General features: G+C 71.9%; 20 protein-coding genes. 7 read left to right on the top strand and 13 right to left on the bottom strand.

The window, feature by feature from the left end:
- Nucleotide 1: 1 nt before the first annotated feature.
- Complete coding sequence (locus RS86_RS19995) at nucleotides 2-838, top strand: AraC family transcriptional regulator (RefSeq protein ID WP_052680335.1); 837 nt, start codon at nucleotides 2-4, stop codon at nucleotides 836-838.
- A gap of 18 nt (nucleotides 839-856) precedes the next feature.
- Here the strand turns inward: RS86_RS19995 and RS86_RS16355 are convergent, their stop codons facing one another.
- Together RS86_RS16355 and RS86_RS16350 are read right to left on the bottom strand one after the other, a co-directional pair.
- Nucleotides 857-1945 (bottom strand): PqqD family protein, encoded by a 1089-nt coding sequence (locus tag RS86_RS16355; protein WP_052680334.1) that lies wholly within the window; start codon nucleotides 1943-1945, stop codon nucleotides 857-859.
- Nucleotides 1942-3420, bottom strand: a complete 1479-nt coding sequence (locus RS86_RS16350) for a polysaccharide biosynthesis tyrosine autokinase (protein ID WP_052680333.1) — start codon at nucleotides 3418-3420, stop codon at nucleotides 1942-1944. The genes RS86_RS16355 and RS86_RS16350 overlap by 4 nt, the downstream gene beginning before the upstream one ends.
- Nucleotides 3421-3575: 155 nt before the next feature.
- Here RS86_RS16350 and lepB point away from each other — a divergent pair, with 155 nt between their 5' ends.
- Nucleotides 3576-4289 (top strand): signal peptidase I, encoded by a 714-nt coding sequence (gene lepB, locus RS86_RS16345; protein WP_052680332.1) that lies wholly within the window; start codon nucleotides 3576-3578, stop codon nucleotides 4287-4289.
- Here the strand turns inward: lepB and RS86_RS16340 are convergent.
- The 4 genes from RS86_RS16340 to RS86_RS16325 all read right to left on the bottom strand — a co-directional run bounded on the left by RS86_RS16340 (nucleotide 4267) and on the right by RS86_RS16325 (nucleotide 8122).
- Nucleotides 4267-5319: a hypothetical protein gene (locus RS86_RS16340; RefSeq protein ID WP_045273349.1), complete on the bottom strand. Its 1053-nt coding sequence runs from the start codon at nucleotides 5317-5319 to the stop codon at nucleotides 4267-4269. The genes lepB and RS86_RS16340 overlap by 23 nt on opposite strands.
- A 116-nt stretch (nucleotides 5320-5435) precedes the next feature.
- Nucleotides 5436-5939: a hypothetical protein gene (locus RS86_RS16335; RefSeq protein WP_045273348.1), complete on the bottom strand. Its 504-nt coding sequence runs from the start codon at nucleotides 5937-5939 to the stop codon at nucleotides 5436-5438.
- A 164-nt stretch (nucleotides 5940-6103) separates the two neighbouring features.
- Nucleotides 6104-6418 (bottom strand): hypothetical protein, encoded by a 315-nt coding sequence (locus tag RS86_RS16330; RefSeq protein ID WP_045273347.1) that lies wholly within the window; start codon nucleotides 6416-6418, stop codon nucleotides 6104-6106.
- Between the two features lie 207 nt (nucleotides 6419-6625).
- Nucleotides 6626-8122, bottom strand: a complete 1497-nt coding sequence (locus RS86_RS16325) for a helix-turn-helix transcriptional regulator (RefSeq protein WP_045273346.1) — start codon at nucleotides 8120-8122, stop codon at nucleotides 6626-6628.
- Nucleotides 8123-8271: 149 nt separating this feature from the next.
- Here RS86_RS16325 and RS86_RS19990 point away from each other — a divergent pair, with 149 nt between their 5' ends.
- The gene (locus RS86_RS19990; RefSeq protein WP_052680331.1) at nucleotides 8272-9312 is read left to right on the top strand and encodes a glycosyltransferase; all 1041 of its coding nucleotides are present in this window, start codon (nucleotides 8272-8274) and stop codon (nucleotides 9310-9312) included.
- Between the two features lie 100 nt (nucleotides 9313-9412).
- On the opposite strand, the gene RS86_RS16315 is transcribed toward RS86_RS19990, so the two are convergent.
- Complete coding sequence (locus tag RS86_RS16315) at nucleotides 9413-10225, bottom strand: hypothetical protein (protein ID WP_200892842.1); 813 nt, start codon at nucleotides 10223-10225, stop codon at nucleotides 9413-9415.
- Between the two features lie 22 nt (nucleotides 10226-10247).
- On the opposite strand from RS86_RS16315, the gene RS86_RS20840 reads away from it, so the two are divergent.
- On the top strand, nucleotides 10248-10463 hold the full coding sequence (locus RS86_RS20840; RefSeq protein WP_200892841.1) for a hypothetical protein: 216 nt from the start codon (nucleotides 10248-10250) through the stop codon (nucleotides 10461-10463).
- Between the two features lie 10 nt (nucleotides 10464-10473).
- Here RS86_RS20840 and RS86_RS16310 read toward each other — a convergent pair whose 3' ends face one another.
- Entirely contained in the window at nucleotides 10474-11373 is a 900-nt protein-coding gene (locus RS86_RS16310; RefSeq protein WP_052680330.1) for a glycosyltransferase, read from the bottom strand.
- Between the two features lie 135 nt (nucleotides 11374-11508).
- Here RS86_RS16310 and RS86_RS19985 point away from each other — a divergent pair, with 135 nt between their 5' ends.
- From RS86_RS19985 to RS86_RS16295, 3 genes are read left to right on the top strand one after another with little or no spacing between them, the layout of a single operon-like run.
- Nucleotides 11509-14733 carry a glycosyltransferase gene (locus RS86_RS19985; RefSeq protein WP_152642214.1) on the top strand — a complete coding sequence of 1075 codons (3225 nt, stop codon included), beginning with the start codon at nucleotides 11509-11511 and terminating at the stop codon, nucleotides 14731-14733.
- Nucleotides 14730-15566: an alpha-1,2-fucosyltransferase gene (locus RS86_RS16300; protein WP_045273344.1), complete on the top strand. Its 837-nt coding sequence runs from the start codon at nucleotides 14730-14732 to the stop codon at nucleotides 15564-15566. Before RS86_RS19985 ends, RS86_RS16300 begins: the two co-directional genes overlap by 4 nt.
- Nucleotides 15563-16489, top strand: coding sequence for a glycosyltransferase family 2 protein (locus RS86_RS16295; protein WP_160299705.1), 927 nt, complete (start codon nucleotides 15563-15565; stop codon nucleotides 16487-16489). Before RS86_RS16300 ends, RS86_RS16295 begins: the two co-directional genes overlap by 4 nt.
- A gap of 4 nt (nucleotides 16490-16493) precedes the next feature.
- On the opposite strand, the gene RS86_RS16290 is transcribed toward RS86_RS16295, so the two are convergent.
- The 5 genes from RS86_RS16290 to RS86_RS16270 all read right to left on the bottom strand — a co-directional run.
- A complete protein-coding gene (locus tag RS86_RS16290) occupies nucleotides 16494-17597 on the bottom strand; it encodes a glycosyltransferase family 4 protein (RefSeq protein ID WP_045273343.1) in 1104 nt (367 codons plus the stop codon).
- Nucleotides 17594-19411 carry an ABC transporter ATP-binding protein gene (locus RS86_RS16285; protein WP_045273342.1) on the bottom strand — a complete coding sequence of 606 codons (1818 nt, stop codon included), beginning with the start codon at nucleotides 19409-19411 and terminating at the stop codon, nucleotides 17594-17596. The genes RS86_RS16290 and RS86_RS16285 overlap by 4 nt, the downstream gene beginning before the upstream one ends.
- Complete coding sequence (locus RS86_RS20195; RefSeq protein ID WP_082076843.1) at nucleotides 19405-21669, bottom strand: glycosyltransferase; 2265 nt, start codon at nucleotides 21667-21669, stop codon at nucleotides 19405-19407. The genes RS86_RS16285 and RS86_RS20195 overlap by 7 nt, the downstream gene beginning before the upstream one ends.
- Nucleotides 21662-22600, bottom strand: coding sequence for a glycosyltransferase family 2 protein (locus RS86_RS16275; protein WP_045273341.1), 939 nt, complete (start codon nucleotides 22598-22600; stop codon nucleotides 21662-21664). Before RS86_RS16275 ends, RS86_RS20195 begins: the two co-directional genes overlap by 8 nt.
- Nucleotides 22597-23134: glycosyltransferase (locus RS86_RS16270; protein WP_045273340.1), on the bottom strand; the 538-nt coding region annotated here is incomplete at its 5' end. The genes RS86_RS16275 and RS86_RS16270, both read right to left, overlap by 4 nt.

Below are 23134 nucleotides of genomic sequence, written 5' to 3'. Positions count from 1 at the left end.
AGTGTCATCCCCCACACGTCTGCTCGAGTCCCACCTGGGTCTCACCTCGCATCATGCCGGCCTGATCAGCGCGCGCACCTTCCGATCGATCTTCGTCACGGTCCATCGCCCGCACCGCCGGCACTGGACGTGGGACGACACCGAGATCGGCGAACCCTATGCCGTGGTGCTCTTCCCCAGCGGCGAAGGACCGGACGGATCCCCGCTGCCGATCGGGCAGTTCATGCCCCCGCAGACGGGCACGAGCATCGAGTGGGGCCTCGCGAACGAGGTGGTCGGCGTCTGGGTGCCCGTCGAGACGCTGCGGGACTTCATCCACGATGCGCCGCTGCGACCCCTCACGCTCGATCCGACGCCGATGGTCCTGGCCTTCCGGGCGTTCACGCTCGCCCTCGCCCGCAACGTGGAGGACACCTCGTCGATCTCGCGGTACGCGATCGAGCGGCTGCTCGCCGAGATGGTGTTCGGCGCGCTGCTCGAGCTCTACTCCTCCGATCTGCCCGAACGCGGACAGGCGCCGCTCGTGGACCGCGCGCGCTCGGCGATGCTGGTGCACCGGGAGGATCCCCGGTTCACGATCGCGGAGCTCGCGACCGAGCTGCACGTGTCGCTGCGGCACCTGCAGCGCGCGTTCGCCAAGATCGGCACCACGCCCGGCGACGCCCTGCGTCATCTGCGCGTCGAGTTCGCCGAGTCGCTGCTGCGCAATCCCGACTACGCGGTGCTCACGATCGAGGAGATCGCGGCGCACTCCGGCTTCTCCAGTGCGCTGCAGCTGCGCCGCGCCCTGCGCGCCGAGGGCCTGCCGTCGCCGACCATGATCCGCCCCGCGCACTGAGCTCCGGCGGAGACGGGCTCAGGGCTTCCGGGTCAAGATCCCGGACTCGACCAGCTGGTCGATGGCGGCCACGACGAGTTCCCGCGGGTCGCCCGACGCCGGCCGTCCGAACGCGGCCACGACATCGTCCACGATCTCCTCGAGGCCGCGGCCCTCGCGGAGCGCGTCCCAGATCACAGGCGCGATGCCGTCGAGCACGTGCACCCACCGGTCGGCCAGCACGACCACGCGGTCGTTGCATCGGATCGCGTCGGAGACGGGCGAGAGGTCGAACTCGGGGTTGTCGCCGTGGACGGTCGCGGGCTCCCAGTCCTCATGCACGCGGGCGTGATCGAGCAGCTCCGGCACGATCGGCGGCACGGTGGATGCGTCCGGATACGTCAGCCGCACGACACCGCCGATGCGGTCGCACACCGCGGCGAGCGTCTGCAGCGGGCGAGGCAGCTCGGCGAGATAGCTCATCTGCGGCGCGAGTTCGGCGATCGCCTCGGGGAAGGCCACCTGCTCGATGCTCGGCGCCGGGTGCTCCGCATCGCGGGAGATGAGCACCAGGGCGGCGAGCCGCAGGGGCGCATCCGGAGCCGGCCTCAGCCCTGCGGAGTCCGGGGAGACCTGCTGCTTCGGCCTGCCCGTCCGCACCACCGAGAGCGGCTTGCGGTACGGGTGCACGGCGAGCCCTGGCTCCACCGCGATCGTCTCATCCGAGATGTAGCCGTGCTGCGCTCCGAGAGCGCGGCTGAGCGTCGTCTTGCCGCGTCCCGACGGTCCGACGAACGCCGCGACCCGTCCGGTCGGATCCGCGACCCCGCAGGCGTGGAACATGAGCAGATCGCCGCTGCGCTGTCCCAGTGCGGCGAGGGTGACCCGCACTGTGAGGGACTCCGCGAGCGCCTCCGGCTCGAGCTCGGCGTCGACGCGTACGTGGTCGTCCGGCTCCGCCGTCTCGTCGTACGGCAGCTCCGCGCCCTCCCAGGACGCGCGGATGGCCTCGACGGTCGTGTCGTCCAGGCCGTCGGCGAAGGTCAGTCGGATGCGGGCGCCGAGGGCGTTCACGTCGAGAGGCGTGCGCCCATCTGCGGACGGCGCATCCTCTTCGGGGGCGGTCACGCCGCCTCCGCGTCTCCTCGACGCCGGGGCTTGTCGCCGCGCACAGCGCCCGTCGGCAGCTCCTGGTCGTCGCCGCGGTAGTACTCGCCGTGGTACTGGTAGCCGTAGTACGCGGCACCGCTGCCGCGCTTCGGCACCCGGTTCAGCACGAGGCCGAGCGCACGCGCTCCGGCGCGCTCCAGGTTGCCGATGGCCTTCCCCAGCACCTCGAACGTGGTCTTGCCGATCGTGCCCACGATGACCGCACCGTCGGCGCTGTGTGCGAGCACGGCGGCGTCGGTGACCGGGATGAGCGGGGGTGCGTCGATGATGACGATGGCCTCGCGCGCGATCGACTTCAGCAGTTCGCGCATGCGGGCGGATCCGAGGACCTCGCTCGGGTTCGGCGGAACCTTGCCCGCGGTGACGACGAGCAGCTGCCCGTTCCCGAAACGCTGCGCCACCTCCGCGATCGTGGCGCGACCGGCCAGCACGTCGGAGATGCCGGCCCCGCGGGGCAGGCCGAAGACCGTGTCGATCATCGGACGGCGCAGGTCGCCGTCGATGAGCACGACCGGCTGACCGCTGGAGGCCAGCGTCACGGCGAGGTTCGAGGAGATCGTCGACTTGCCGTCACCGGGCAACGGGCTCGTCACCACGATGATGCGCGGCGGGTTGTCGACGTCCATGTACTGCAGGTTCGTGCGCAGCTCGCGCATGGCCTCGCCGATGCCGAACAGATGGGCGCTCTCGCTCGAGCTGCTGGTGCCGCCGTCGAAGGGCAGCAGGCGGTTGTCCGCGGTGAACGTCTTCTCTTCGGGGATCGTGCCGACGACCGGCTTGCCGGTCTCGCGCTCGACCTGCTCGACCGAACGGATCCGGCGGTCGAGCGTGTAGCGCAACAGTCCGTAACCGACGGCGATCGCGAGGCCCACCAGCCCGCCGAGGGCGAGCGCGAGCCGCGTGTTCGGCGACGACGGGGAGTCCGGAAGCCGTGCGGAGTCGATCGGGCTGAGGAAGACCGCACCCTTCTTCCCCGGGTCGCTCGTCTCGAGGCGGTTGACCTCCGCACCCATGGAGCGGACCCATGCCTCGGCGACATCGCGCGCCTTCTCCGGCGTCGCCGCGTCGGCCGTGACCTTGAGCGTCGTGGTGTCGACGGTGTTGGTGACCGTGACCTGCTTGACGAGCTGGTCGGCGGAGACGTCGAGACCGAGATCCTTGATCACGCCGTCCGCCACGGCGCGCGACTGGCCCAGCGCGACGTAGGTCTTGACGCGACCCGAGGTCAGCGAATTCCCGAGCATCGCGGAGCTGAGGTTGCTGTCCCCCGCGTCTCCCGCGGTGTTCGCCTGCACGATCGCGGAGGCGTCGGCGGTGTAGACCTTCGGCTGCAGAAGGGTCCACCCGAAGGCGACCGCGACGCCGAGGAGCGTGATGAGGACCATCCCGAGCCAGTGCGCACGGAACACCCGAAGATACTCACGCAGATCCATACGGCTGGTTCCCCCTCGCTCGGCTCACCCTGCGAGGGCGACAGTCAACGGCGTCTCGATGCTACCGGACGCGCGATCCCGGCCGCGACAGGGCGTCGAACGACCCTCTGGGGGCGCGTGGGGCTTCGCGGCCCGCGACCGGGCATGATGGACCCATGACCGATGACGCTCCCGTCTCCCGCCGCCCGCTCTGGCGCCGGATCACGGGCAGCTTCCTGTTCCAGCTGTGCGCGGCCTTCGTGGTGTTCGGGCTCATCCTTTCCTTCGTCGCCAAGCCCTACTGGGTGCCGTCCGGATCCATGGAGCAGACGCTGCAGGTGGGCGACCGCGTGCTGGTGAACCGCCTCGCCTTCGCGGGCGGCGCGACGCCGCACACCGGCGACATCGTGGTCTTCGACGCGGACGAGGCCTGGGACGGCGGAGCGCGCACGCCCTCGAATCCGCTCACCGCCGCGCTGCGCTGGATCGGAGAGGTCACCGGCTTCGGGCCGTCCGGACCGCACACCCTCATCAAGCGCGTGATCGCAGGCCCTGGGCAGACAGTGAGATGCTGCTCGGCGGACGGCAGGCTCATCGTCGACGGCACGCCGCTCGACGAGCCCTACGTGTTCCAGGACTTCTCGTTCCAGCCGGGAACGCTCGACTGCACGACGACGCCGGTGTCGCCGCGCTGCCTGCCCGAGGTGACCGTCCCGAAGGACTCCTACCTCGTGATGGGCGACCACCGCTCGAACTCCTCGGACGGCGCGGCGCAATGCCGGGGGCGCACCGACCCCGATCCGGGCTGCTGGCGATGGGCGCACTCGGCGGAGATCGTCGGGAAGGCCGTGGTGATCCTGTGGCCGGTCAACCGGTGGTCCGGGCTGTGACCACCCGCCGGCGCACGATCAGCGGTTTGGGCCGACCGGAGACCGCGCCCATCAGCCACTCGACCGGACCGGTGCCGACGAAGCGCCACCAGAGCCAGGCGACCGCGAGCGGCGCGAGCACCACGCTCGCCCACGCGAGCGGCATGTTCGCGGCGGGCCAGCCGATCGACCTGGCCCAGAGCGACACGATCCACACGTGGAGCAGATAGAGGCTGAGCGCCAGCTGCCCCCAGACGCGCAGGGGGGCGAACGCCCCGTCCACCACCGGGCCGCGCCGGGGAAGGCCCGCGAGCAGCACGATCGCCGCGTACGCGACGAACACGAGACCGACGTCGTGCAGCGTGTCGGGGTAGCTGCCCGACACGAAGGCGGGCTGGTGCAGTCCCTTCTCGAGAACCGGACGCACCGCGTAGGCGAAGGGAGCGACCGCGAGCATGATCCACATCGTGCGATCGCGACGCAGTCCGCTCCGCAGCAGGAGGGCGCCGAGCAGGAAGAACGGCAGCAGGTTCGTGAGCCGGTAGGAGTGTCCCAGCACCGTCCAGTCGGCCAGCTGCTGCACCACGATGTTCGAGGAGAGGATCTGAGCGACCTGCCCACGGGCGAGCTCATTGAGCGGGGCACCGACCAGGACGACGATTCCGAGCACGACCGCCAGCGCACGCGATCCGAGCAGCAGCAGCGGCGCGCCGACGATCAGGAGCACTCCGAGGGCGGGCAGGACGATCACGACCCACGATCCCCAGGCCAGCATCCACAGCCCCAGGGCGATGAGCAGGATCCCGCGAAGCGCCTGCTGGAGCAGCGTCGTGCTCACCCGTCGGGACGTGTTCCATACGAGCTGCGCCGACATGCCCATGACCAGCGCGAACAGCGGGGAGGCGAGATCGTTCACATTGCCGACCAGGAAGCGCACCGCCATCGGCAACTGCGGAAGGAGGGGGTTCGCGTGCGCGATCAGCATCGCGACGATCGCGACGCCCCGAAGCACATCCGGGACGATCAGCCTCTCCGTGCGCGCGACAGCCATCCGGCTCCTCTCGTCGCCAGAAAGCTATCGCATCCTTGGCCGCGCAGAGAAGGAGAACGGGGTGGAGGCAGCGCCGGCCGCGCTGCTCCACCCCGTTCGTCACGGGTGATCGATGATCAGGGGCACACGCATCCCGGAGGCGTGCCGTTGATCACGATGTGCACCGGGATCGGCGAGTGGTCGTGGTCGGATCCGTTGGCCGCGTGGCCCCACGTGATGTTGAAGTCGAACGATCCGGTGACGTTCGCGCTGTTGCTCGACTTCGCCTGGAACACGACGTTGATCGTCGCACCGGGGTTGATCTGGATCGGCAGGGCCGGCGACGAGGCCGGGGACAGCGCGATGCCCGTCGTGTTGTTCGTGATCGTGATCGCCGTGATCCAGATCGTCTTGGTGGGATCAGGGTTGTGCACCGTCGCGGGGACGTTGTAGCCCTTGGGGAACGTCGAGCAGCTGTTGCCCGGCGACTTGCAGGCCGCGCCCGCATTGATCTGCGGCGGTGGTCCCGACACCGCGAACGCAGGGATCGGAGCGGCCAGCGCAACAGCCGGCACCGCCCAGGCCATGGCCTTGGTCACCGTGCGACGACTGACGCCCTTCGGCTGTTCGAGTTCAGACATGATAAGTCGCTCCTCCGGGTTGTCCCATCACCCGAATCCCCAGAAGACGGCGGGCGAGCACGGCGGACCCGGGAGGCTCCGTCGTGCACGAGAATTATCGCACAGCCGACGCGCCGGACAAAGGCCGATGCGGTGATTCGCTCGAAATGTGATATATCGATAGCTCACTCCTCGGCGAGAGGCTCCCCCGTCTCGGGATCGAACTGCAGGTCGAGGCCCGCCTCCTCGGTGCCGTCCATGGCCAGGAGGACCACGGGCAGCCTCCATGCGGCGCCCAGCACCACCGGTCGCACATCCTCGAGGGCCTCGTCGTCGGACGGCCATCCGGGCTCGGATCCTTCCGGCGCGACGAGCCCCGGCTCGTCCTCGGCATCGGATTCCTGAGCCGCGGCCTCGGCTCCCTGGCCTGCCGGCGTCCCCCCGCCTTCGACACCGCCGCCCGGCAGGATCGCACGTCGACCACCGCCCTTCGCGTTCATCAGCAACGCGCACTTCCCCTCTGCAGATCCCCTCCCCAGGGGCCCCGTCGCAGGGCTCGGAAGCCCGCGACGGGTCATGATCGCCGACGGCTTCGGGTGGCCGCGGCATCCTCATTCAACGGTGAAAAGCTGGGAACCGTCTTCACCCGGGTCGAAATCACCCCCGGCGTCACCCCTCGGCACGGCCGGCACGAGCGCGCGGCGCTGTCAGAGGTAGCCGAGCGCTGTGGCGCGCAGCACGGCCTCGCGCCCCGACGCGACCCCGAGCTTGCGGTACAGGGATCGCTGGTGCGTCTTCACCGTGTTCACGGAGCGGAACAGCGACGACGCGATCTGTCCCCTGGTCTCGCCGCGGGCGAGGCCGGCCAGCACGTCGAGCTCGTGCGTGGTGAGACGGGGATCGTCCAGAACTCCGGGACGCGGGCCCGCCGCGCCGTGGGCGAGCAGACCGGGGACGAACTCTCCGAGCGTGCCGAGCAGACGTGGGGAGAGCATGCGGAGCACCGCGACCTCGTGCTGCCCCGACTCGAGGTTGAGCAGGCTCATGCGCTCGACCGCCGCCGAGGCGGCGAGCGCGTTCCCGCTGAGGTGTTGCGCCAGGGCGAGGAGCATCGTGCGCTGACGATCGGCCTGCCGGAGGCCCGCCGTCTGCGGGGCTGCGGCGTTCAGGTCGGCGATCGCGGTCTTGGTCGCTCCAGAGGCGATGCGGATGAGGTCGAGGACGACGCGGGACGGCCAGCTGCCGTCGGCGACCGCACGCGCCTCCTCCCTCGCCCTCGGGATGTTGCCGCTCAGCAGCGAATCGAGGGCGAGCAGCGACTGCGGGACGGATCCGGGCAGACCGGATGATCCCGCGCCGAGGCCCGCGAAGAGCAGGGCCTCGATGCGCTCCCGGCTGTCGACACGGCGCTCCGCGAGCACCCCGGCCCGGTGCAGGGCGAGCAGCTGCAGAGGCCAGATCTCACCCATCCGCGCGTAGGTGAGCTGGAGGATCTCGGCGAAGGAGCGCTCCGGCTCCCCTTCCCGGAGGAAGGCCTCGACGAAGCGCTGCTCCGCGTCGAGCTGCGGCTCGACCCAGCTCGGCGATCGCACGAGGCGCTGCGCCTCGGTGAGGTGCGCGACGGCGGCGTCCGGCGTTCCGTAGATTCCGTGGATCAGCGCGGAGCGGAGGTGGGCCTCGCGGGAGAGGAACGTCAGATCCGTGACCGGCTGCACGCAGAGCGCGCGCTGATACAGCGCGAGCGCCTCGCGGAAGCGTCCGGACAGGGCGGCCGTGAGCGCGGCCTGGTTCAGGAACAGGCTGCGCACACCGCGGGTGGGATCCACGAGCGTCGGATCCGCCTCGGTGATCTCGGGCAGCCCGATCAGCACCTCGTACGCGGTCTCGAGATCTCCGCCGAGCCGCGCCTGCCATCCCTCCACCAGCGCCATCCACCGGCGCAGGTGGGGAGGCAGGTCGTCCCGCCGCCCGACCGAGAAGCCGGACGGGTCCTGCAGCAGTCCCGGCGCGAGCAGTCGCGAGGCGAGGGCGGCCTCGGGGCTGAGCCGCAGGCGATCGGGCGGAAGGTCCGAGATCATCCGCGAGAGGTCCTCGGGCGGCACGGTGAACCACAGCTCGATCGAGCGCGTGGCCATGAGGCGGATCAGCTCATCCGCATCCCCGGCGAGCCAGGCCGCAGTGGCTCGCCCGGCGATGTCTCGCACTGCCCCTCACCCCGTTCACGGCCCGCGGGGACCGTGACGCCGAGCATACCCAGGGCTTCCTGATCTGTCGCCCCATGCGGTGAGGCGGCGGTGGTCGCGCCGCGCACGTTCCTGTCGCGCATACCGCTCCTGCGTGTGACGATGGTCGCGTGCGCCTGGTCTACGTCTCCCCCGGCCCGCTCGACGCGAAAGCCGTCGAGGGGCTCTCCGAGTTCGCGACGACGTGGCCGGGCGACGTCGTTGCCGTGGCCCCGGAGGCCGGCATCGCAGCCCCCGAGCGCGTGCGGGTCGTCGCCGAGCCCGCGCCCTCCGCCGCCTCCGTGCGAGCCCTCGCCCCGGATGTCGTGCTCGCGCTGCACCGCCCGGAGTTCGGGTGGCTGACGGAGGTGGCCCCCACCGTTTTCACGGCCGAGTTCGACCGCCGGATCCGCCTCGAGCAGCAGCACCTCACGGCCGAAGGCGCGATCGATCGCGCCCGGATCGCCCTCGGCCAGCTGCGCCGCGAACGCGCCTACCGAGACGTCGCCCGCCGGGCCGCGGGGCTGCAGTGCAACGGCTACGCCGCATGGGACGCGTACGCCGCGCTGAGCCCGCGGCCGCTCCTCTTCCGGGACCACCGGATCCGCCGCGCCGACCTCACCGCCGCGATGGAACGGCCGACATGGCGCGGCGAACGCCCTCTGCGCGTCGCGTTCTCCGGGCGGCTGACGGCGGTGAAGGGCCCCGGAACGGTTCTCGAGGTCGCCCGGCTGCTGCCGGAGGTCGAGTTCCTCCTGCTCGGCGACGGAGAGCTGCGCGCGGACCTGCAGCGCGCCGCGCCATCGAACGTGCGGTTCGAGGGCTTCCTCGACTTCGAGACCTGGAAGTCGAGGATGCGGGAGGAGGTCGATCTCGCCCTCCTCCCGCATCCGCAGGGCGATCCCTCCGGCACGTACTACGAAGCGCTCGGCTGCGGCGTGCCCGTGGTGGGCGTGCAGAACGCCACCTGGCCCCGGCTGGCCGCCGAGGGTCTGGGCTGGGCGGAGCGGGACGCGAAGGCGCTCGCGCATCGGATCCGATCGGTGGGTCCGGAGCAGCTCGACGCCGTGCGCACGCGCGCCCTCAGCGGGTTCGAGCCGTTCGAGTCCGTCGCCGCCCGCCGTGTGGCGCACCTGGTCGAGATCGCGGGGCGCGCACGCACCGACCCCTGACCCGTCGCTCCCGGTCGGAGGCGATGGCCGCCCCGCTCGGCGTCCACCTGTGCCGTCAGCACACCGATCTTGCGGAGTCGGTGGCCCACCGCATGACCGGTCAGCAGGTCTGACCGACGCTGGGGAGTGTGCCCGCGGCCGCACACGAGATGAACGGGTCTGTGATGCCGATGTCATCGCTTGTGCGCTGGATGGTCTGGCCGTTCACGGTCACGCTACGTGTGCCGCCGGTCAACGGGGCGATGAAGTTGACGTAGCGCACGTAGATGGTCGAGGTCGGCGGGACGACCGTGAGCACGTAGGTCATCTGATCGGAGAAGTTGATCCCCTGCACGGCCGGTCCCGTCTGTACGCCGGTGTGCAGGTTCTGGAACTCCGGCCATCCGTCGAAGGTTCCGGCCGTGACGCTGGCCTGCGACCACGAGTTCCACGCGGAGTGGCCCCACGTGATCGGCGTCGGCCCTGCCGGGACGCAGGTGGTCGAATTTCCGCTGCCGTTGTTGATGGGAAGCGCAGTGGTTCCCACGGCGCCCATGCCCGACCGCGTGACAAAGGAGGCGGTTGAGTACGACGTCCAGGTGAGGCCGTCGAGGCTCGTCTGCACGAGCAGGCCGGCAGGCCTGGAGGCAGGCATGGAGTTGCTGCCGAAGTTGGCCTGAACGGTGCCCGAGATGTTCACGGGACTCCCTGGAGTGACCGTGACAGGCCAGGTGCGCGTGTAGGTGACGTAGTTCGCGGGCACGTCCTGGATGGTGCTCGAGTAGGTCCCGTCGGGCCACTCCCACCACAGGCCTGGCACGTTGCCGAGCCCGTGGTAGCCGTTCGTGCCGGTGTTCGGGCTAGGCACTCCGCGTACGAACGCGGAGCTCTTGTTCGGCAGCTGCTGCGAGGTGCAGCCTGACGCCGCAGCCATCGGTGCAGCGAATGCGGCAGCGATGACCGGCACCGACCAGGCAGCGCCTTTGATGACGGTCCTGCGTTTGATTCCGGCCCGGTCCGTGGCAGCGTTGCCACTATTTTCGGGCGCGATGAAAGATTTCCCCAGCATGTTGTTCTCCCCAGATCAACAAGGCCCTCGGACAGGGCCAAACGAACGGTACACCTCCTATGCCGCTCTCGACAAACTCCCGGCGAGCCGTTCAAAAGTTTGAGCAAACCGCGTCATAGATGCCCGATTCCGTCGTCTCTGCGCCGTCCACGACCGATCCTGCGCACGCCGTCGCGCACCCGTTTCCCGGCCGACACGATGCGCGGGAATCGAACGCGCAGGCGCTCGAGCGCCGCGTACCGGAACCGCAGATCCGCAACCTGGTCGTGCTGATCGAAGATGAAGCGGAACAGGTCCTCCGCGTGGTCCGCGTACGCCTGGGTGCTGTTGCGGAAGATCTGGGAATGCGCTGCGATCAGATCCTCACGATCCATGCTCGAGTTGACGGAGGAGCCGTCGGCGCCGATGCGGTAGAAGAACCGCACGGCGTCGAGGCGAAACGGCTCGCCACCGCGCGCCAGCACCCGCATCACGAAATCGTGGTCCTCCCGACCTCGGCGCATCGACTCGTCGTACCCGCCGATGGCTGCCCAGTCCGTGCGCCGGAACAGCGCGGACGGGAAGATCTGATTGTGGATCAGGAATCCTGCCCAGTCGAAGTCGGGGAGCCGCCATCGGCCCGTGTACCGCCCGAACAGCTCCGCTCTGGCATAGACGAGCGGGACGTCGGGACGTTCCTCGAGCACCTCGACGGCCTCGGCGATGTAGCTCGAAGCGATCCGGTCGTCGCTGTCCACGGGCATGAAGTAGCGGGCGCTGCTCGCGGAGATGCCCGCGTTGCGCGCGGCCGACGGGCCGGCGTTGTCCTGCCGGATGACCCGCACCCTGCCGTCTTCGCGGAGCGCATCGAGCACATGCAGCGTGAGGGGATCCGTGGAGCCGTCGTCGACGACCATGATCTCGAGAGCAGGGTGCGTCTGCGCGAACACGGAGTCCAGGGTCTCGGGCAGGGTCGTGCCGGAATCGAACACAGGGATGATCACGGCCACGCGCGCCTCCGGATCCACCGTCATGCGCCGCCCCTTTCCCTTCTGCGGTGCTGACATCGTATCGGCGACGATTCCGCCGTCGTCCCGCTCGGGAGCCGTCCGGATCCTGCCGGCGGCGGCTCCGGAACCCATCGTCGGGGCGCTCACTATGCTGTGAGCGTGCGCACCCCCAGCGATCACCGGCACGGAGCGCGCTCGCCGTCGCGAGGTGAGGCGCCGGGCGGGCCGCGGATCGTGATCGTCGCGCAGGAGGCGCCGACGCTGCGGGCGGACAACGCCGGGGCCGCGTATCTGATGAGGCTCGTGCGCGAACTGCGCGACGGCGGGGCGGCGGTCACCGTGATCGTCCAGGATTCGCCGGAAGGTCGCAGGGCGCTGGCGGATGCCGACGGATACGGAGTGATCCTGCTGCCGCCGGCGGCGCCGCTGAGAGGCCTGCGGGCATCCGTGAGCAGCGTCACCCGTCGCCTCGCGCCGATCAGGGCTCCGCGCGGGCTCCTGGCCGCGATCCGCCGCGATCCCGGTGCCAGGGCGGCGCTGGCGTCGGCGGACGTGCTCGACGTGCAGTGGCCGACGATGGCGGCCCTGCTCCCGGCTCTGCGCCACGATGTCGCCGCCGGTGCCAGACGGATCGCGACGCTGCACGACGTCGCCAGCCAGGGCCTGCGCCGGCAGAGGCGGCGGAGCGGATCCTGGCGCGCCAGGGTGCGCTTCGGGACCGCGACGATCCTCGCCCGGCGGATCGAAGCGCGCACTGTCGCGCTCGCGGACGCGACCATCGTGTTCAGCGAGAAGGATCGTGCGCTGCTGCCGCGGTCGGAGCGCGTCGAGGTGATGCTCCCGCCGCTCGCCGCCGTTGCGGCGCCCTCCGCGCCGGGGGGCGCGCCGGACGATGCACCGCCGTTCGCACTCTTCGTGGGGCCGATGCATCGCGGGGAGAATCGCGAGGCGCTGCAGTGGTTCGCCGACCAGGTGTGGCCGCTCGTGCGGGCCAGGGTGCCCGATGCCGAACTGCGAGTGGCCGGGCAGGCGACCGATGCGCAGCGCGCAGAGTACGGAGCGACGCCGGGGATCGGGATGCTCGGGTTCGTGGACGACCTCGATCCGCTGTACGCGAGCGCCGCCGCGGTCGTCGCCCCGCTCTGGGTCGGCGCCGGCGTGAAGTTCAAGGTCGTCGAGGCGCTCGTGCGCGGCGTTCCCGTGGTGGGCACCGCGGTCGCGTTCGAGGGGATCGGCGATGCCGAGCATCTCCCGGAGGCGCAGGAGACCGCCGCAGGGTTCGCGGACGCGCTGGTCGAGGCGCTGCGGGATCCGGCCTCCGCCCGCCGGGCCGCGGCACCCTGGCGGACGTGGGCGACCGAGACCTATTCCGAGCACGCATTCGCCCGCCGGGTCGCCGGCCTCTACGGGCTCACGGGCTCGTCCGGAGCCGGCCCCCTCGCGGATCCGGCGACGCCCCTCTCCGCAGGATCCGCGGATCGTCCACTCGCGACGGTCGTCATCCCCGTGCGAGACGGCGAGCACGGCATCGCGCGACAGCTCTCCGCGCTGGCGCGCCAGGACATCGCCGGAGGGCTCGACGTCGTGATCGCGGACAACGGGTCGCGCGACCGCACGGCTCAGGTGGCTCTGGCGTACCGAGGCGACTTCGCCGATCTGCGCGTCATCGACGCCGGGGCCAGGGTCGGCGTGAACCACGCGCGCAATGCGGGGCTGCTCGCCGCGCGTACCGAGGCCGTGCTGCTGTGCGACCACGACGACGAGGTGCACGACGGCTGGGCTCGCGCCATGGTGCAGGCACTCGCCTCGGCCGACCTCGTCGGAGGCCGGCTCATCCACGTCGAGGACCGCGGCGGCCGCTCGACCGCCGCGGGCGAGTCCGCCGGGCTGGGTTCCGTGCTGGGGCACCTGCCCTACGCGACGGGGGCGAACCTCGGGGTGCGCAGATCGGCCGCGCTCGGCATCGCCGGTTTCGACGAGAGCTTCCGCCGCGGTCATGACGAGGTCGACTTCAGCTGGCGCCTGCAGCACTCCGGCGGGACGCTCGCGTATGCGCCGACCGCCGTCGTCTCCTATCGCCAGCGGTCCACCCTGCGCGGCCGCGCGCGGCAGTACTACCACTCGGCCAGGACGAGGGTGCTGCTGTGGATCCGTCACCGCGACGGCGCGGAGCTCGACGCGCTGTCGGGCCGCGGGGCGTTCGGCGACGTGTTCCGGGCCTGGCGCCACGTGCCGGAGCTGTTCCGACCCGAGAAGCGCGACAACGCGGCGCGGGCGCTCGGATGGGCATGGGGAACCCTGGACGGGCACGTGCGCTACAGGTTGCTCGGAAGGCCCCCGGAGGCCCGGACGATCGCACCGGAACTCCTCGCAGCCGCCTCCATCGCCGTACCGGATGCCGAGGAGACGCAGGACGCGCCGGTCGTCAGCGTGATCATCCCCGTGTTCGACGGGGCCGCCACGATCGGGCAGCAGCTCGCCGCGCTGGACACCCAGATCGATGCGCCACCCTTCGAGGTGATCGTGGTCGACAACGCGTCGACGGACGACACGGCGGCCATCGTGCGCGCGACGGTCCTGCGTCGCGCTCGGCTCCGGCTCGTGTCGGCGACCGAGCGGGGAGCCTCGTTCGCACGCAACGTCGGCGCCGCGCACGCGCTGTCCGATCTGCTGATGTTCTGCGACGCCGACGACGTGGTCTCCGCGCACTGGGTCGACCACGGCTACCGGAACTTCGCGTCGGCGCGGCTGTGGAGCGGCTGGGTCGTGCCGGCCGCGGCCGAACTCTTCGAAGGCGGCATCGAGACCGTGCGCGGCGTGCTCGACGAGGGCGACGGCGCCCCCTGGCACGCGCCGCAGCCGCGCACCGACACCCCGTTCCCCATGCTGCAGGGCGGCAATTTCGGCATCACCCGCTCGCTCTTCCTCGAGCTCGGAGGGTTCGACCAGTCGCTGCCGTCGTCGTTCGAGGACCTCGACCTCGGGTACCGCGCCCGCCGCCGCGGCCTCGAGGTCGCCTTCGCCAAGGACACCCGCCTCGCCTACCGGCTGCGCGCGCAGGGCTCCGAAATCGCCGTCCGCCAGGTGCGGATGGCGCAGGCGAAGGTGCTGATCGCGACCAGGTACCGCGTGCAGGCGGAGGTCGCGGATCCGCCCTGGCCCGCGCTCGCGCTGCGCCTCGCCGGCGCGGCCGTGCGCATGCCCGCGCGTCCGCGCGCCGAACGCGACTGGCCCGGTCTGGCCGGCCGCGCCCTGTTCGTCTGGGGCGTGTTCTCCGGCACGGTGCGCTATCGGTACCTCCGCCTGCTCCCCCGTCCACGGCTCGGAGCCGGGCTGCCCGCGCGCGCGACGGCCGGCCCCTCCCGCTCCCGGGGGAGCGCATGACCGGGGCAGCCCGCGTGCGGGCGGCGCTGAGGACCCACGCGCTCGTGCCCCTCGGGCGTCTCTTCGGCGCCCCCCGCGTGCAGCTCACCTCCCCGCTCACCGGCGCCGGCAACCACCTCTACGACTGGCTGTGGGCGTACCGGCACGATCGGCCGGGATCCCCCGCGCGCGTGCAGCATCAGCCGAGCATGGATCCCTGGCTGGCGGAGTTCCCCCTGCTGGACGGGCTGACGATACCGCTCGCCGACGCGCCGCGCCTCGTCGCCGACTTCCGGGGCTCGCACGAGGACATGTTCGGGCAGCACTTCACCCGTGCCGAGGTGGACGGATTCTGCCGCGCGCTGGTGGCGTCGTCGTCGTCCTTCCGCGAACGGCTGTCGCGGGCGGAGGATGAGCTCGGACCCGGTGCGGTCGTGGTCAACGTGCGCCGGGGCGACTACTACGCGCACGACTTCCTGGAGGCCGCCTACGCCCTGGACATCGAGGGCTACGTCGGCGCGTCCCTGCACGAGCTGCGCGAACGGGGAATCCGGGCCGACGAGGTCGTGATCGTCTCCGACGACGTCCCCTGGTGCCTGCAGCATCTGCCCGCCGTCGTGGATCTGCCGCTGCGCCCTCTCGCGCACCGCACCTCGCCCCTCGACGACTTCGCCGCGCTCGCGGCCGGCCGCACGCTCGTCCTCGCCAACTCCACGTTCTCGTTCTGGGGCGCCCACGTCGCGACGGCGCTGCGTCCCGACACCGTCGTGCTCGCCCCTCCCTACCACCTCATCGACGACGGCGTGCCCGACCGGAAGCGGTTCGACCCCGCATGGCAGGTGATCGACCCGTGAGCGCGCCAGAGGTATCGGTGATCCTCTGCGTGCGCAACGGCGCCGCCACGATCCTCCGCCAGCTCCACGCCCTCGACGGGCAGCAGGATGCGCCGTCGTTCGAGATCCTCGTCGTCGACAACGGCTCGACGGACGACACGGCGGAGATCGTCCGGGCCTGGCTGAGCGACGCAGGACGGCCCGCTGTGCCGGCCCGCCTCGTCTCCGCCCCCGACCGGGCGCACATCCCCTATGCCCGCAACCGCGGTGCGATCGCCTCGCGCGGCCGGATCCTGGCCTACTGCGACGCCGACGACGAGGCGGATCCGTTCTGGCTCTCGGCGCTGACCGGATGCCTCGACCAGGACGGGATCGCCGGGGGGCGGATCGCGGCGCGTACCGCCGAGGGCGTCGAACAGCCCGGCGTCTTCCCCGATGCACTGGTCGCCACGCACTACCTGCCGCACGCGGGCAACGCGAACCTCGCGCTCACCCGCGCCTGCTTCATCGCGATCGGCGGCTACGATGAGTCGCTGCCGCGATACGGCTACGAGGACGTGGATCTCTCCTGGCGCGCCCAGGAGCAGGGGTTCCCGATCGGGTACTGCGGCGGGGCGGTCATGAACTTCACCCTGTCCTCGAGATCGGCCGCGGTGCGCAAGCAGTATCTGATCGCCCAGGGCAGAGTGCTCATCTCGCTGCGCCACCCGGCCGCGTATCAGCCGTTCACCCTCGCCGGATGCCTGCGGGTGCTCGGCGGCAGGCTCGCCGCCCTGCCGTACCGGATGGTGCGCCCCGGGCCGCACCGCAGGAGCCGCCATCTGGCCTGGGTGGTCAACGCTTTCGGCAACTTCACCGGCTGGTGGACCTACGTGCACCGGGGGCGCGACGCGGATCCGATACTGCTCGCGCCTTCGGACTTCGCCGGGCCTGCGGCCGCCTGAACCCTCAGCGCAGCCGCTCGCCTCGACCTGCGACCTCTCGCAGCACCTCGGCGACACGCGCCCAGGTGCGATCGAAGGTCAGCCGGGTCTCGACCTCTGCGCGCGCCGCATCGCCGACGCGATGCCGCAGCCCCGGATCGCCGATGGCACGGCGCACGACGCGCGCGACGCCCTCCGGATCGTGCAGTGGGAGAGCCAGGTTGCTGCGCCCGTCGTCGAGGTACTCCGCCATCGCGGCCGTCCGGGTCACAGCCGTGCACCGGCCGCAGGCCATCGCCTCGAGCAGGACGCTCTGCCCTGTCGGGTAGGCCAGATCGTAGGTGGGCACGATCACGAGGTCGGCGGCGCGCAGGTTGTCGCGATGCGCGGGCATCGGCACCGGCGCGTGCACGGCGACGTTCGGCGGGAGCGGGATCTCCGCGAACCGCTCGGGCTGGGTGAACAGGTCGTAGCGGATCTCGGGGGTGAGCCGGGCGGCGTCGACGAGCGTGAGGTAGTCGCGGCCACGATCGATGCCCATCGCCGCCACCTGCAGGCGCGGACGCACCGGCTCGGCGGGCGTGTACCAGGCCTCGTCCACTCCGAACGGGACGGGCACGACCTTGTCCGCGACGCCGATCCGCGCGAACGCCTCGGCCTGGTTCTGCGAGAACACCACGATGGCGTCCAGCGCTCGGGCCGTGCGGGCGATCCGCCGCCGCTGTTCGTCCGAGCCGTGCAGGATCTCCTCCGCCCACCAGCACGACACCGCCACGATCGGCGGACGCGCGTACGGCGGGATGCGCCGGCGCCGCAGCGCGGCGGGGAGCACCGCCTTGTCCTCGAGCAGGCACAGCACGGCATCCGCGCGGAAGGCGTGTCGGGCGCCACGCAGCGCCAGGTCCTGCGCGACGCCGCTGCGATGCTCTGCCACGTCGCGCAGCTTGAGATGCAGCGCCGCGCGCGCCGGGGGCACCGTGACGAGATCGATCCCGTGCGCGGCGAGCAGATCCACGCGATACGGACCGGCGATCCGCTCGGCCCCTCGCTCCCTGCGCTGGTCTCGACCCATGCCCGCGTGGTCGAACAGCCCGAGAACGCGCAGCTCGCGACTCCCGGAGGCGCTCACGAGCGCTCGGCTCCGAGCTCTCCCAGCTCGACCATCCGCGCGAAGGCGGGGACGGTGTCGCGCACCTGCGCGAAAGTGCCCTCCGCCTGAATCAGGCCGTCCCCGAGGAAGACGAGCTTGTCCACGTCCCGCACGGTCGACAGCCGGTGCGCGACGATGATGATCGTCAGCTCGCCGTGCATCGCCGCGAGCGAGCCCGCGATCTGCGACTCGGTCTCGTTGTCCAGCGCGGAGGTGGCCTCGTCGAGCACGAGTACGCGCGGCGAGCGGTACAGGGCCCTGGCCAGGCCCAGCCGCTGCCTCTGGCCGCCGGACAGGCGCGTCCCGCGCTCGCCGATCGTCGTCTGCAGCCCCTCAGGCAGCTCGGCGACCAGCGCGTCGAGTCGTGCGAGCCGCAGCGCCCGGTCGACCTGTTCCCGGTCGATCCTCTCGGCGGCGACGCCGAACGCGACGTTCGCCTCCACCGTGTCGTTGAGCAGGAACACGTCCTGCGGCACCACGCCGATCCCGGCGTACCAGCGCGCCGGGTCCTCGAGGATCGGCACGCCGCCGCATTCGATCCGCCCCGCCGTCGGCGTGAGCAGTCCCAGGATCAGATCGATCAGCGTCGATTTGCCGGCCCCGCTGGATCCGACGAACGCCGTGGTGGTGTGCTCGGGGATGACCAGATCGACGGCGCGCACCACGGGGTCCGGGGAGTCGGGGTAGGCGAACTCCACGCCGCGCAGGGTGATGTCGCCGCGCAGGGGCTCCGCCGTGGCGGGCTCCTCGACGTGCGGATCGGCACTGGTCAGGTCGTCGATCGCATCGGTGAGGATCCGCATGCTGGCCTCGGCTCCGCGCACGGCCCCCACGTTCTGGGCCATGAGGTTCATCGTGGGCAGCGCGCGCATCGCGGCGGCGCCGAAGAGACCGAGGGTTCCGATCGTGCTCGCCGCGGATCCGGTCGTGAACAGGGCGGCCGAGACCACGGCGATCGAGAGCGCGAAGAGCACCTGGGACACGGCGGCGGGCACGGCTCCCAGCGTGGTGAGCATCCGGTTCGCTCCGGCGAGCTCCTTCTGCGACTGCTCGTAGCGTCCGAGCAGTCGCGCCCCTGAGGCGGACAGCCGCACCTCGCGGAAGCCGTGCACGAGCGGGATGAGCGTCGCCCAGCCGCGCAGGTTCGCCGCGGTCGATGCCTCCCCGGTGCGCCGCTGTGCCGGTTGCAGCGAGCGCTGCATGATCGCCATGGTTCCGCCGAACAGGGCGACCGTGAGCACCGTGACCACCGGCGACACGACCAGCAGCACCGCGCTGATCGCGACCAGGGTGAGGGCGCTCGTGTAGATCGTGAGCACGCAGGTGAGGGCGGCGCCCACGGTCGCCGTGCCGCCGATGTTGCGCAGGATCTCCGCGTCGGAGCGGCGACGATGCGAGACGTAGGGCTCGAGGCTGTAGGCGCGCAGCATGGCCGTGTTCGCCGCGACGGCGAGCCGGGCCGAGCGGCCGGCCTGCCACCACACCAGGAGCACCGAGAGCCCGCTGCAGACCAGGAACAACAGGGCGATCAGGACCGCGAATGCGGGGATCAGCCGTTCCGGCTGTGCCGATCCGAGCAGGCCCGCGACCCACTGCACGACGCCGGCGTCGCTGTGGCCCTGTGCGATCAGCTCCACGAGCGGCACCATCGCCGCGACGGGGATCGTGCCCAGCGCGGTCTGCGCGAGCATCAGCACCGCGGCCAGCGCGATCCACGGCACCGGCCGCATGCCGGAGAGGCGCAGGAGTGCGCCCAGGCCCCGGCGCACCGTGCGGTCGAACACGATCAGCATGCGCTCTCCCCCTTCCCGGTGCTCGTCGTCGCCCTCTGCACGGCCTCCGCGTTCCCCTCGTTGCCGACGACCCCGCGATAGATCCGTGCGACGGCCGCGGTCATCTCGTCCGTCGAGTTCAGTCGATCGTAGGGGACGCGGGGGGCGTCGAGGAGTGCGGCGGCGACGGCCGGGATGTCATCGGGATCCACGAGCCGTTCCGCTCCGACGATCTCTCCGTTCCCTCCCGCAGCGGAGGCCACGACGCCGAGGCCGTGGGCGACCGCGTCGAGCAGGGTGTACGAGCAGTTCTCCCAGACCGAGAGCTGCGCGATGACGTCCGCCTCCGCCATCGCGGACTCCGGATCCACGAATCCCGGGAAGGCCACGACGACGCCGAGTCGAGCGGCCTGCGCCTCGAGCTCGGCGCGCAGCGGGCCCTCGCCCGCCACGGTCAGCGTCGCCCCCGGCTGTTCCGCCTGCAGCGCCGCGAACGCGTCGATGAGGGCGTCGATCCGCTTCTCCGGCGCGAGTCGGGACAGGGTCAGGATGCGCGGGGCACCGCCCTGCTTCCGCAGCGCGGCGGGGGCGGAGACCTCGACGCCGTTCGGGATCACCGCGATCGGCCCGCGCGCATGCCACTTCGCGCGCATCGCGGTGCGGGTCGCCTCGGCGACCGCGATCACGGCGTCGAAGCGCCGCAGGCGGATCCGGTGCACGAGCGCCATGCCCCTGGCCTGCATCGAGGAGCGGTGGTACACGCCGTCCTCACCGGCGATCCCGTGCTCCGTCGTGATCCGCCGCACCCCGCGCGGCAGCGGCGTGCCCGCGACGACGATGTCGGCGAAGGCGAGGTGCGAGTGCACCACGGCGGGCCGCACCCGGCGGACCGCCGCGAGCAGGGTGCGCCCGGAGGCGACCGCGCCGGCGGCCGGACCGAAAGCGCCCGTGATCACCGTCGTCCCCTGCTCCCGCAACCGTGTGGCGAGTGGTCCCTCCGGGCACAGCACGGTGACCGTCCAGCCCGGGATCCCGACTCTGGTCGCGTCGAGCACGTGCCGGGCCACGCCGCCGATCTCCGCGACAGGGACGACCCAGAGCGCGGTCGGCCCCGCGCTCCCCGCGCCCTCCCGCCACTCCCGCACCTGCGCGATCCAGCGTTCGGCCATCGCCTCGGCCGTGAGCGTGCGCTCGTATGCGGGGACGTTGCCGGCTCCCCAGTCCGGATCCTCGGCCAGCCGGGACAGCGCCCGGCGAATGCCGCCGGCCACGTCGTCCGGCGCGCAGAGCACCGAGTCCGACAGCAGCCGGTGCTGGTCGATCCCGCCGCCGACGGCGGTGAACACCAGTCCCCGCCCGAGGGCCGCCGCCTCGAGCGGCAGCAGATCGAAGTATGCGACGCGGTTCGGCACCACGAGCATCTGCGCGGCCGCGATGACCGGCACGGGGTCGTCCCTCCAGCCGAGGTCGCGGACGGCGGGCGACGATCGCCGGGACGGTCCCGCCCCGAGTGTGCTGAAGCGCAGCGCAGGGTTCTCGGCGTGCAGCGCCTCCGCCGCCGCGAGGAAGCGGTCGTAGCCCTTGTCGGCGACATAGCGGCCGACGAACAGGATCCCCGGGTCCTCGTCCGAGGAGGCCGCAGCCCCGTGCTCCCCCGGCGGACGGCGGGGCTTCGGCACCCCGGAGAGGATGTGATGCACCGGGGTCCCGGCGAGGATCTCCCCGAACGCCTCGACATAGGCGGTCTCCGCGTTCGGGGTGGGGAACACCAGCGCATCGGCCGCGCGGAAGAGCTCCCCTTCGACCCGGATCATGCGCCGGCGGATCAGAGCGCGGCGGATGCCGCTCTCATGCGGGTGCATCGCCGCGTGCTCGTCGGCGGCGATCGTGGGGCTGTGCGGCATGTACCAGACCGCCGCGCCGCTGCGTCGGGCGAGTCCGGCCCGCCGCGCGTCCTGATAGCCCTGGAGGATGACGAGGTCGGCGGCGGCGATCTCGCCGCGCAGCGGATCCGGAATCCCGCCCTTGAGCGCGACGCCCACCCGATGCCGGAGCCTTCCCAGTGCGGCGCGCGGATTCGAGCGCCGGCGGCCCCTGCGGGCCGGCCGCTCACCCGTCGCCCTGTTGCGGCGCACGGTCACGATCCCGGAGAACCGGACGTCGAGATCGGGCGGCGCGAGGGCGGTCAGCGCCTGACGCAGGTTCCAGGTGTAGCCGGCAGGGCCGCCGCCCGGGGCGATGAGGTCGCACACCACCAGCACCCGGGTGACGTCAGACATCGTTCACCACCTCGTCGGGGTGCCGGTGCCCGGACAGTCCCGCGGCTTCGACGAGCCAGGCGACGCGCTTCTCCGCGGCCCAGCGCGGCATCCGGCCCAGGGCGCGGTCCGCCCGGCGTGCGCGTGCCTCGAGCTCTGCCCGCCCGTCGCTGGCGGCCGTGCGATCCACGATCCGTGCCCAGGCCCCGCGTGCGAGCGGTGCTGGGCCGAGCGCGGCGGATCCGTGCTTGGCCTCGAAGGCCCGTCGCGCGGCACCGGCGTGGAAGGCGCGCCGCACGCGGCCCTCGGTCGTCGTGGCCGCGACGTGGTGCGGCGTCTCCAGCTCGGGTGCGAGCGCCACGGGCACTCCGGCCGCGTGCAGCCGGTACCCCCAGTCCACGTCCTCCCAGCCGTAGGCCCGGAACGCGGTGTCGTACCCGCCGACCCTGTCGAACGCCTCGCGTGTCACCGACACGTTGCCGGCCCAGTACCTCCAGCGGCGGTCGGCGGGCGCGGCGTAGGCCTCGGCGCGGAACCGCTCATCGCGGGGCTCCCCGTACACGCGTGCATACGGCGTCGGAGGGAACACGTTGCGGTACAGGCCCACGACGCCGCAGGGCGCCTCGGCATGCCGGGCGAGGTGCGCCGCCACGTAGTCGGGTCGGGGGCGGAGGTCGTCGTCGCAGCGGATCAGGACCTCGCCGCGCGCTTCGGCGAACCCCGCGTTGAGCGCGGCGGATCTGCCCCGGTTCTCCGGCAGCACGAGCGCGCGCACGGGCAGTTCTCCGGCCGCCAGCTCCACCACCGCGGCAGATTCGTCGACATCGCCGTCGATCACGACGATCGCCTCCCAGGAGGACTCCGTCTGCGCGCGGAGGGCGTCGAGAAGGTGCAGCAGGCGCGTCGCGCCGCCCCGGGTCGGGACCACGATGCTGGCGCGCGGCGCGGTCATCGTGCGGCCTCCTCGCGCACCCGCGCACACAGCCCTGCCACCCGCTCGCCCCAGGTCGCCCAGTCCAGCGCCTCGGCGTACCAGGCGGCGGCGGTCGCACGCGAGACGCCGCCCCACGAGCCCCGGCCGAGCGCTGCGAGCAGCTCCGCCGCCGCGGAGCTCGCCGCGTCATCGGGCACGAGCCATCCGCTGCGCTCCTCCGCCACGATGCTTGCCACGCCGCCGACGGCGGTCGCGATCGCCGGAAGCCCGTGAGCGGCTGCATCGGTGAGGGTGACCCCGGCGGCGTTCGCGCGCGCGAGCTCGAGCAGCACGTCGGCGCGCGAGAACTCGGCCGAGAGCTCGTCCGCGCCGAGCCGCCCCGGTGCGCGCACGTCGTCGGGGAGGGAGGGAGCGGATCCGATCACGGTGAGCGCGATGTCCGCTCCTGCCGCCCGCGCCTGCGCCACTGCGGCGAGCGCCCGGTCGCCGCCCTTGCGCTCCCAGTCGCTCGCGACGACCAGCACGCGCAGCGGTGCCTCCGCCGTGCCGCGG

Source organism: Microbacterium azadirachtae (genome assembly GCF_000956505.1).
Taxonomy (GTDB): Bacteria; Actinomycetota; Actinomycetes; order Actinomycetales; family Microbacteriaceae; genus Microbacterium; species Microbacterium azadirachtae_A.
This window is presented reverse-complemented; position numbering and strand designations above follow the sequence as displayed.

Excerpts from the sequence above, each read along its gene's own strand:
- RS86_RS16350 (WP_052680333.1), bottom strand. The coding sequence starts at position 3,420 with ATGGATCTGCGTGAGTATCTTCGGGTGTTCCGTGCGCACTGGCTCGGG.
- lepB (WP_052680332.1), top strand. The coding sequence starts at position 3,576 with ATGACCGATGACGCTCCCGTCTCCCGCCGCCCGCTCTGGCGCCGGATC.
- RS86_RS16340 (WP_045273349.1), bottom strand. The coding sequence starts at position 5,319 with ATGGCTGTCGCGCGCACGGAGAGGCTGATCGTCCCGGATGTGCTTCGG.
- RS86_RS16335 (WP_045273348.1), bottom strand. The coding sequence starts at position 5,939 with ATGTCTGAACTCGAACAGCCGAAGGGCGTCAGTCGTCGCACGGTGACC.
- RS86_RS16330 (WP_045273347.1), bottom strand. The coding sequence starts at position 6,418 with ATGAACGCGAAGGGCGGTGGTCGACGTGCGATCCTGCCGGGCGGCGGT.
- RS86_RS16315 (WP_200892842.1), bottom strand. The coding sequence starts at position 10,225 with ATGGCTGCGGCGTCAGGCTGCACCTCGCAGCAGCTGCCGAACAAGAGC.
- RS86_RS20840 (WP_200892841.1), top strand. The coding sequence starts at position 10,248 with ATGACCGGCACCGACCAGGCAGCGCCTTTGATGACGGTCCTGCGTTTG.
- RS86_RS16310 (WP_052680330.1), bottom strand. The coding sequence starts at position 11,373 with ATGACGGTGGATCCGGAGGCGCGCGTGGCCGTGATCATCCCTGTGTTC.
- RS86_RS16300 (WP_045273344.1), top strand. The coding sequence starts at position 14,730 with ATGACCGGGGCAGCCCGCGTGCGGGCGGCGCTGAGGACCCACGCGCTC.
- RS86_RS16285 (WP_045273342.1), bottom strand. The coding sequence starts at position 19,411 with ATGCTGATCGTGTTCGACCGCACGGTGCGCCGGGGCCTGGGCGCACTC.
- RS86_RS20195 (WP_082076843.1), bottom strand. The coding sequence starts at position 21,669 with ATGTCTGACGTCACCCGGGTGCTGGTGGTGTGCGACCTCATCGCCCCG.
- RS86_RS16275 (WP_045273341.1), bottom strand. The coding sequence starts at position 22,600 with ATGACCGCGCCGCGCGCCAGCATCGTGGTCCCGACCCGGGGCGGCGCG.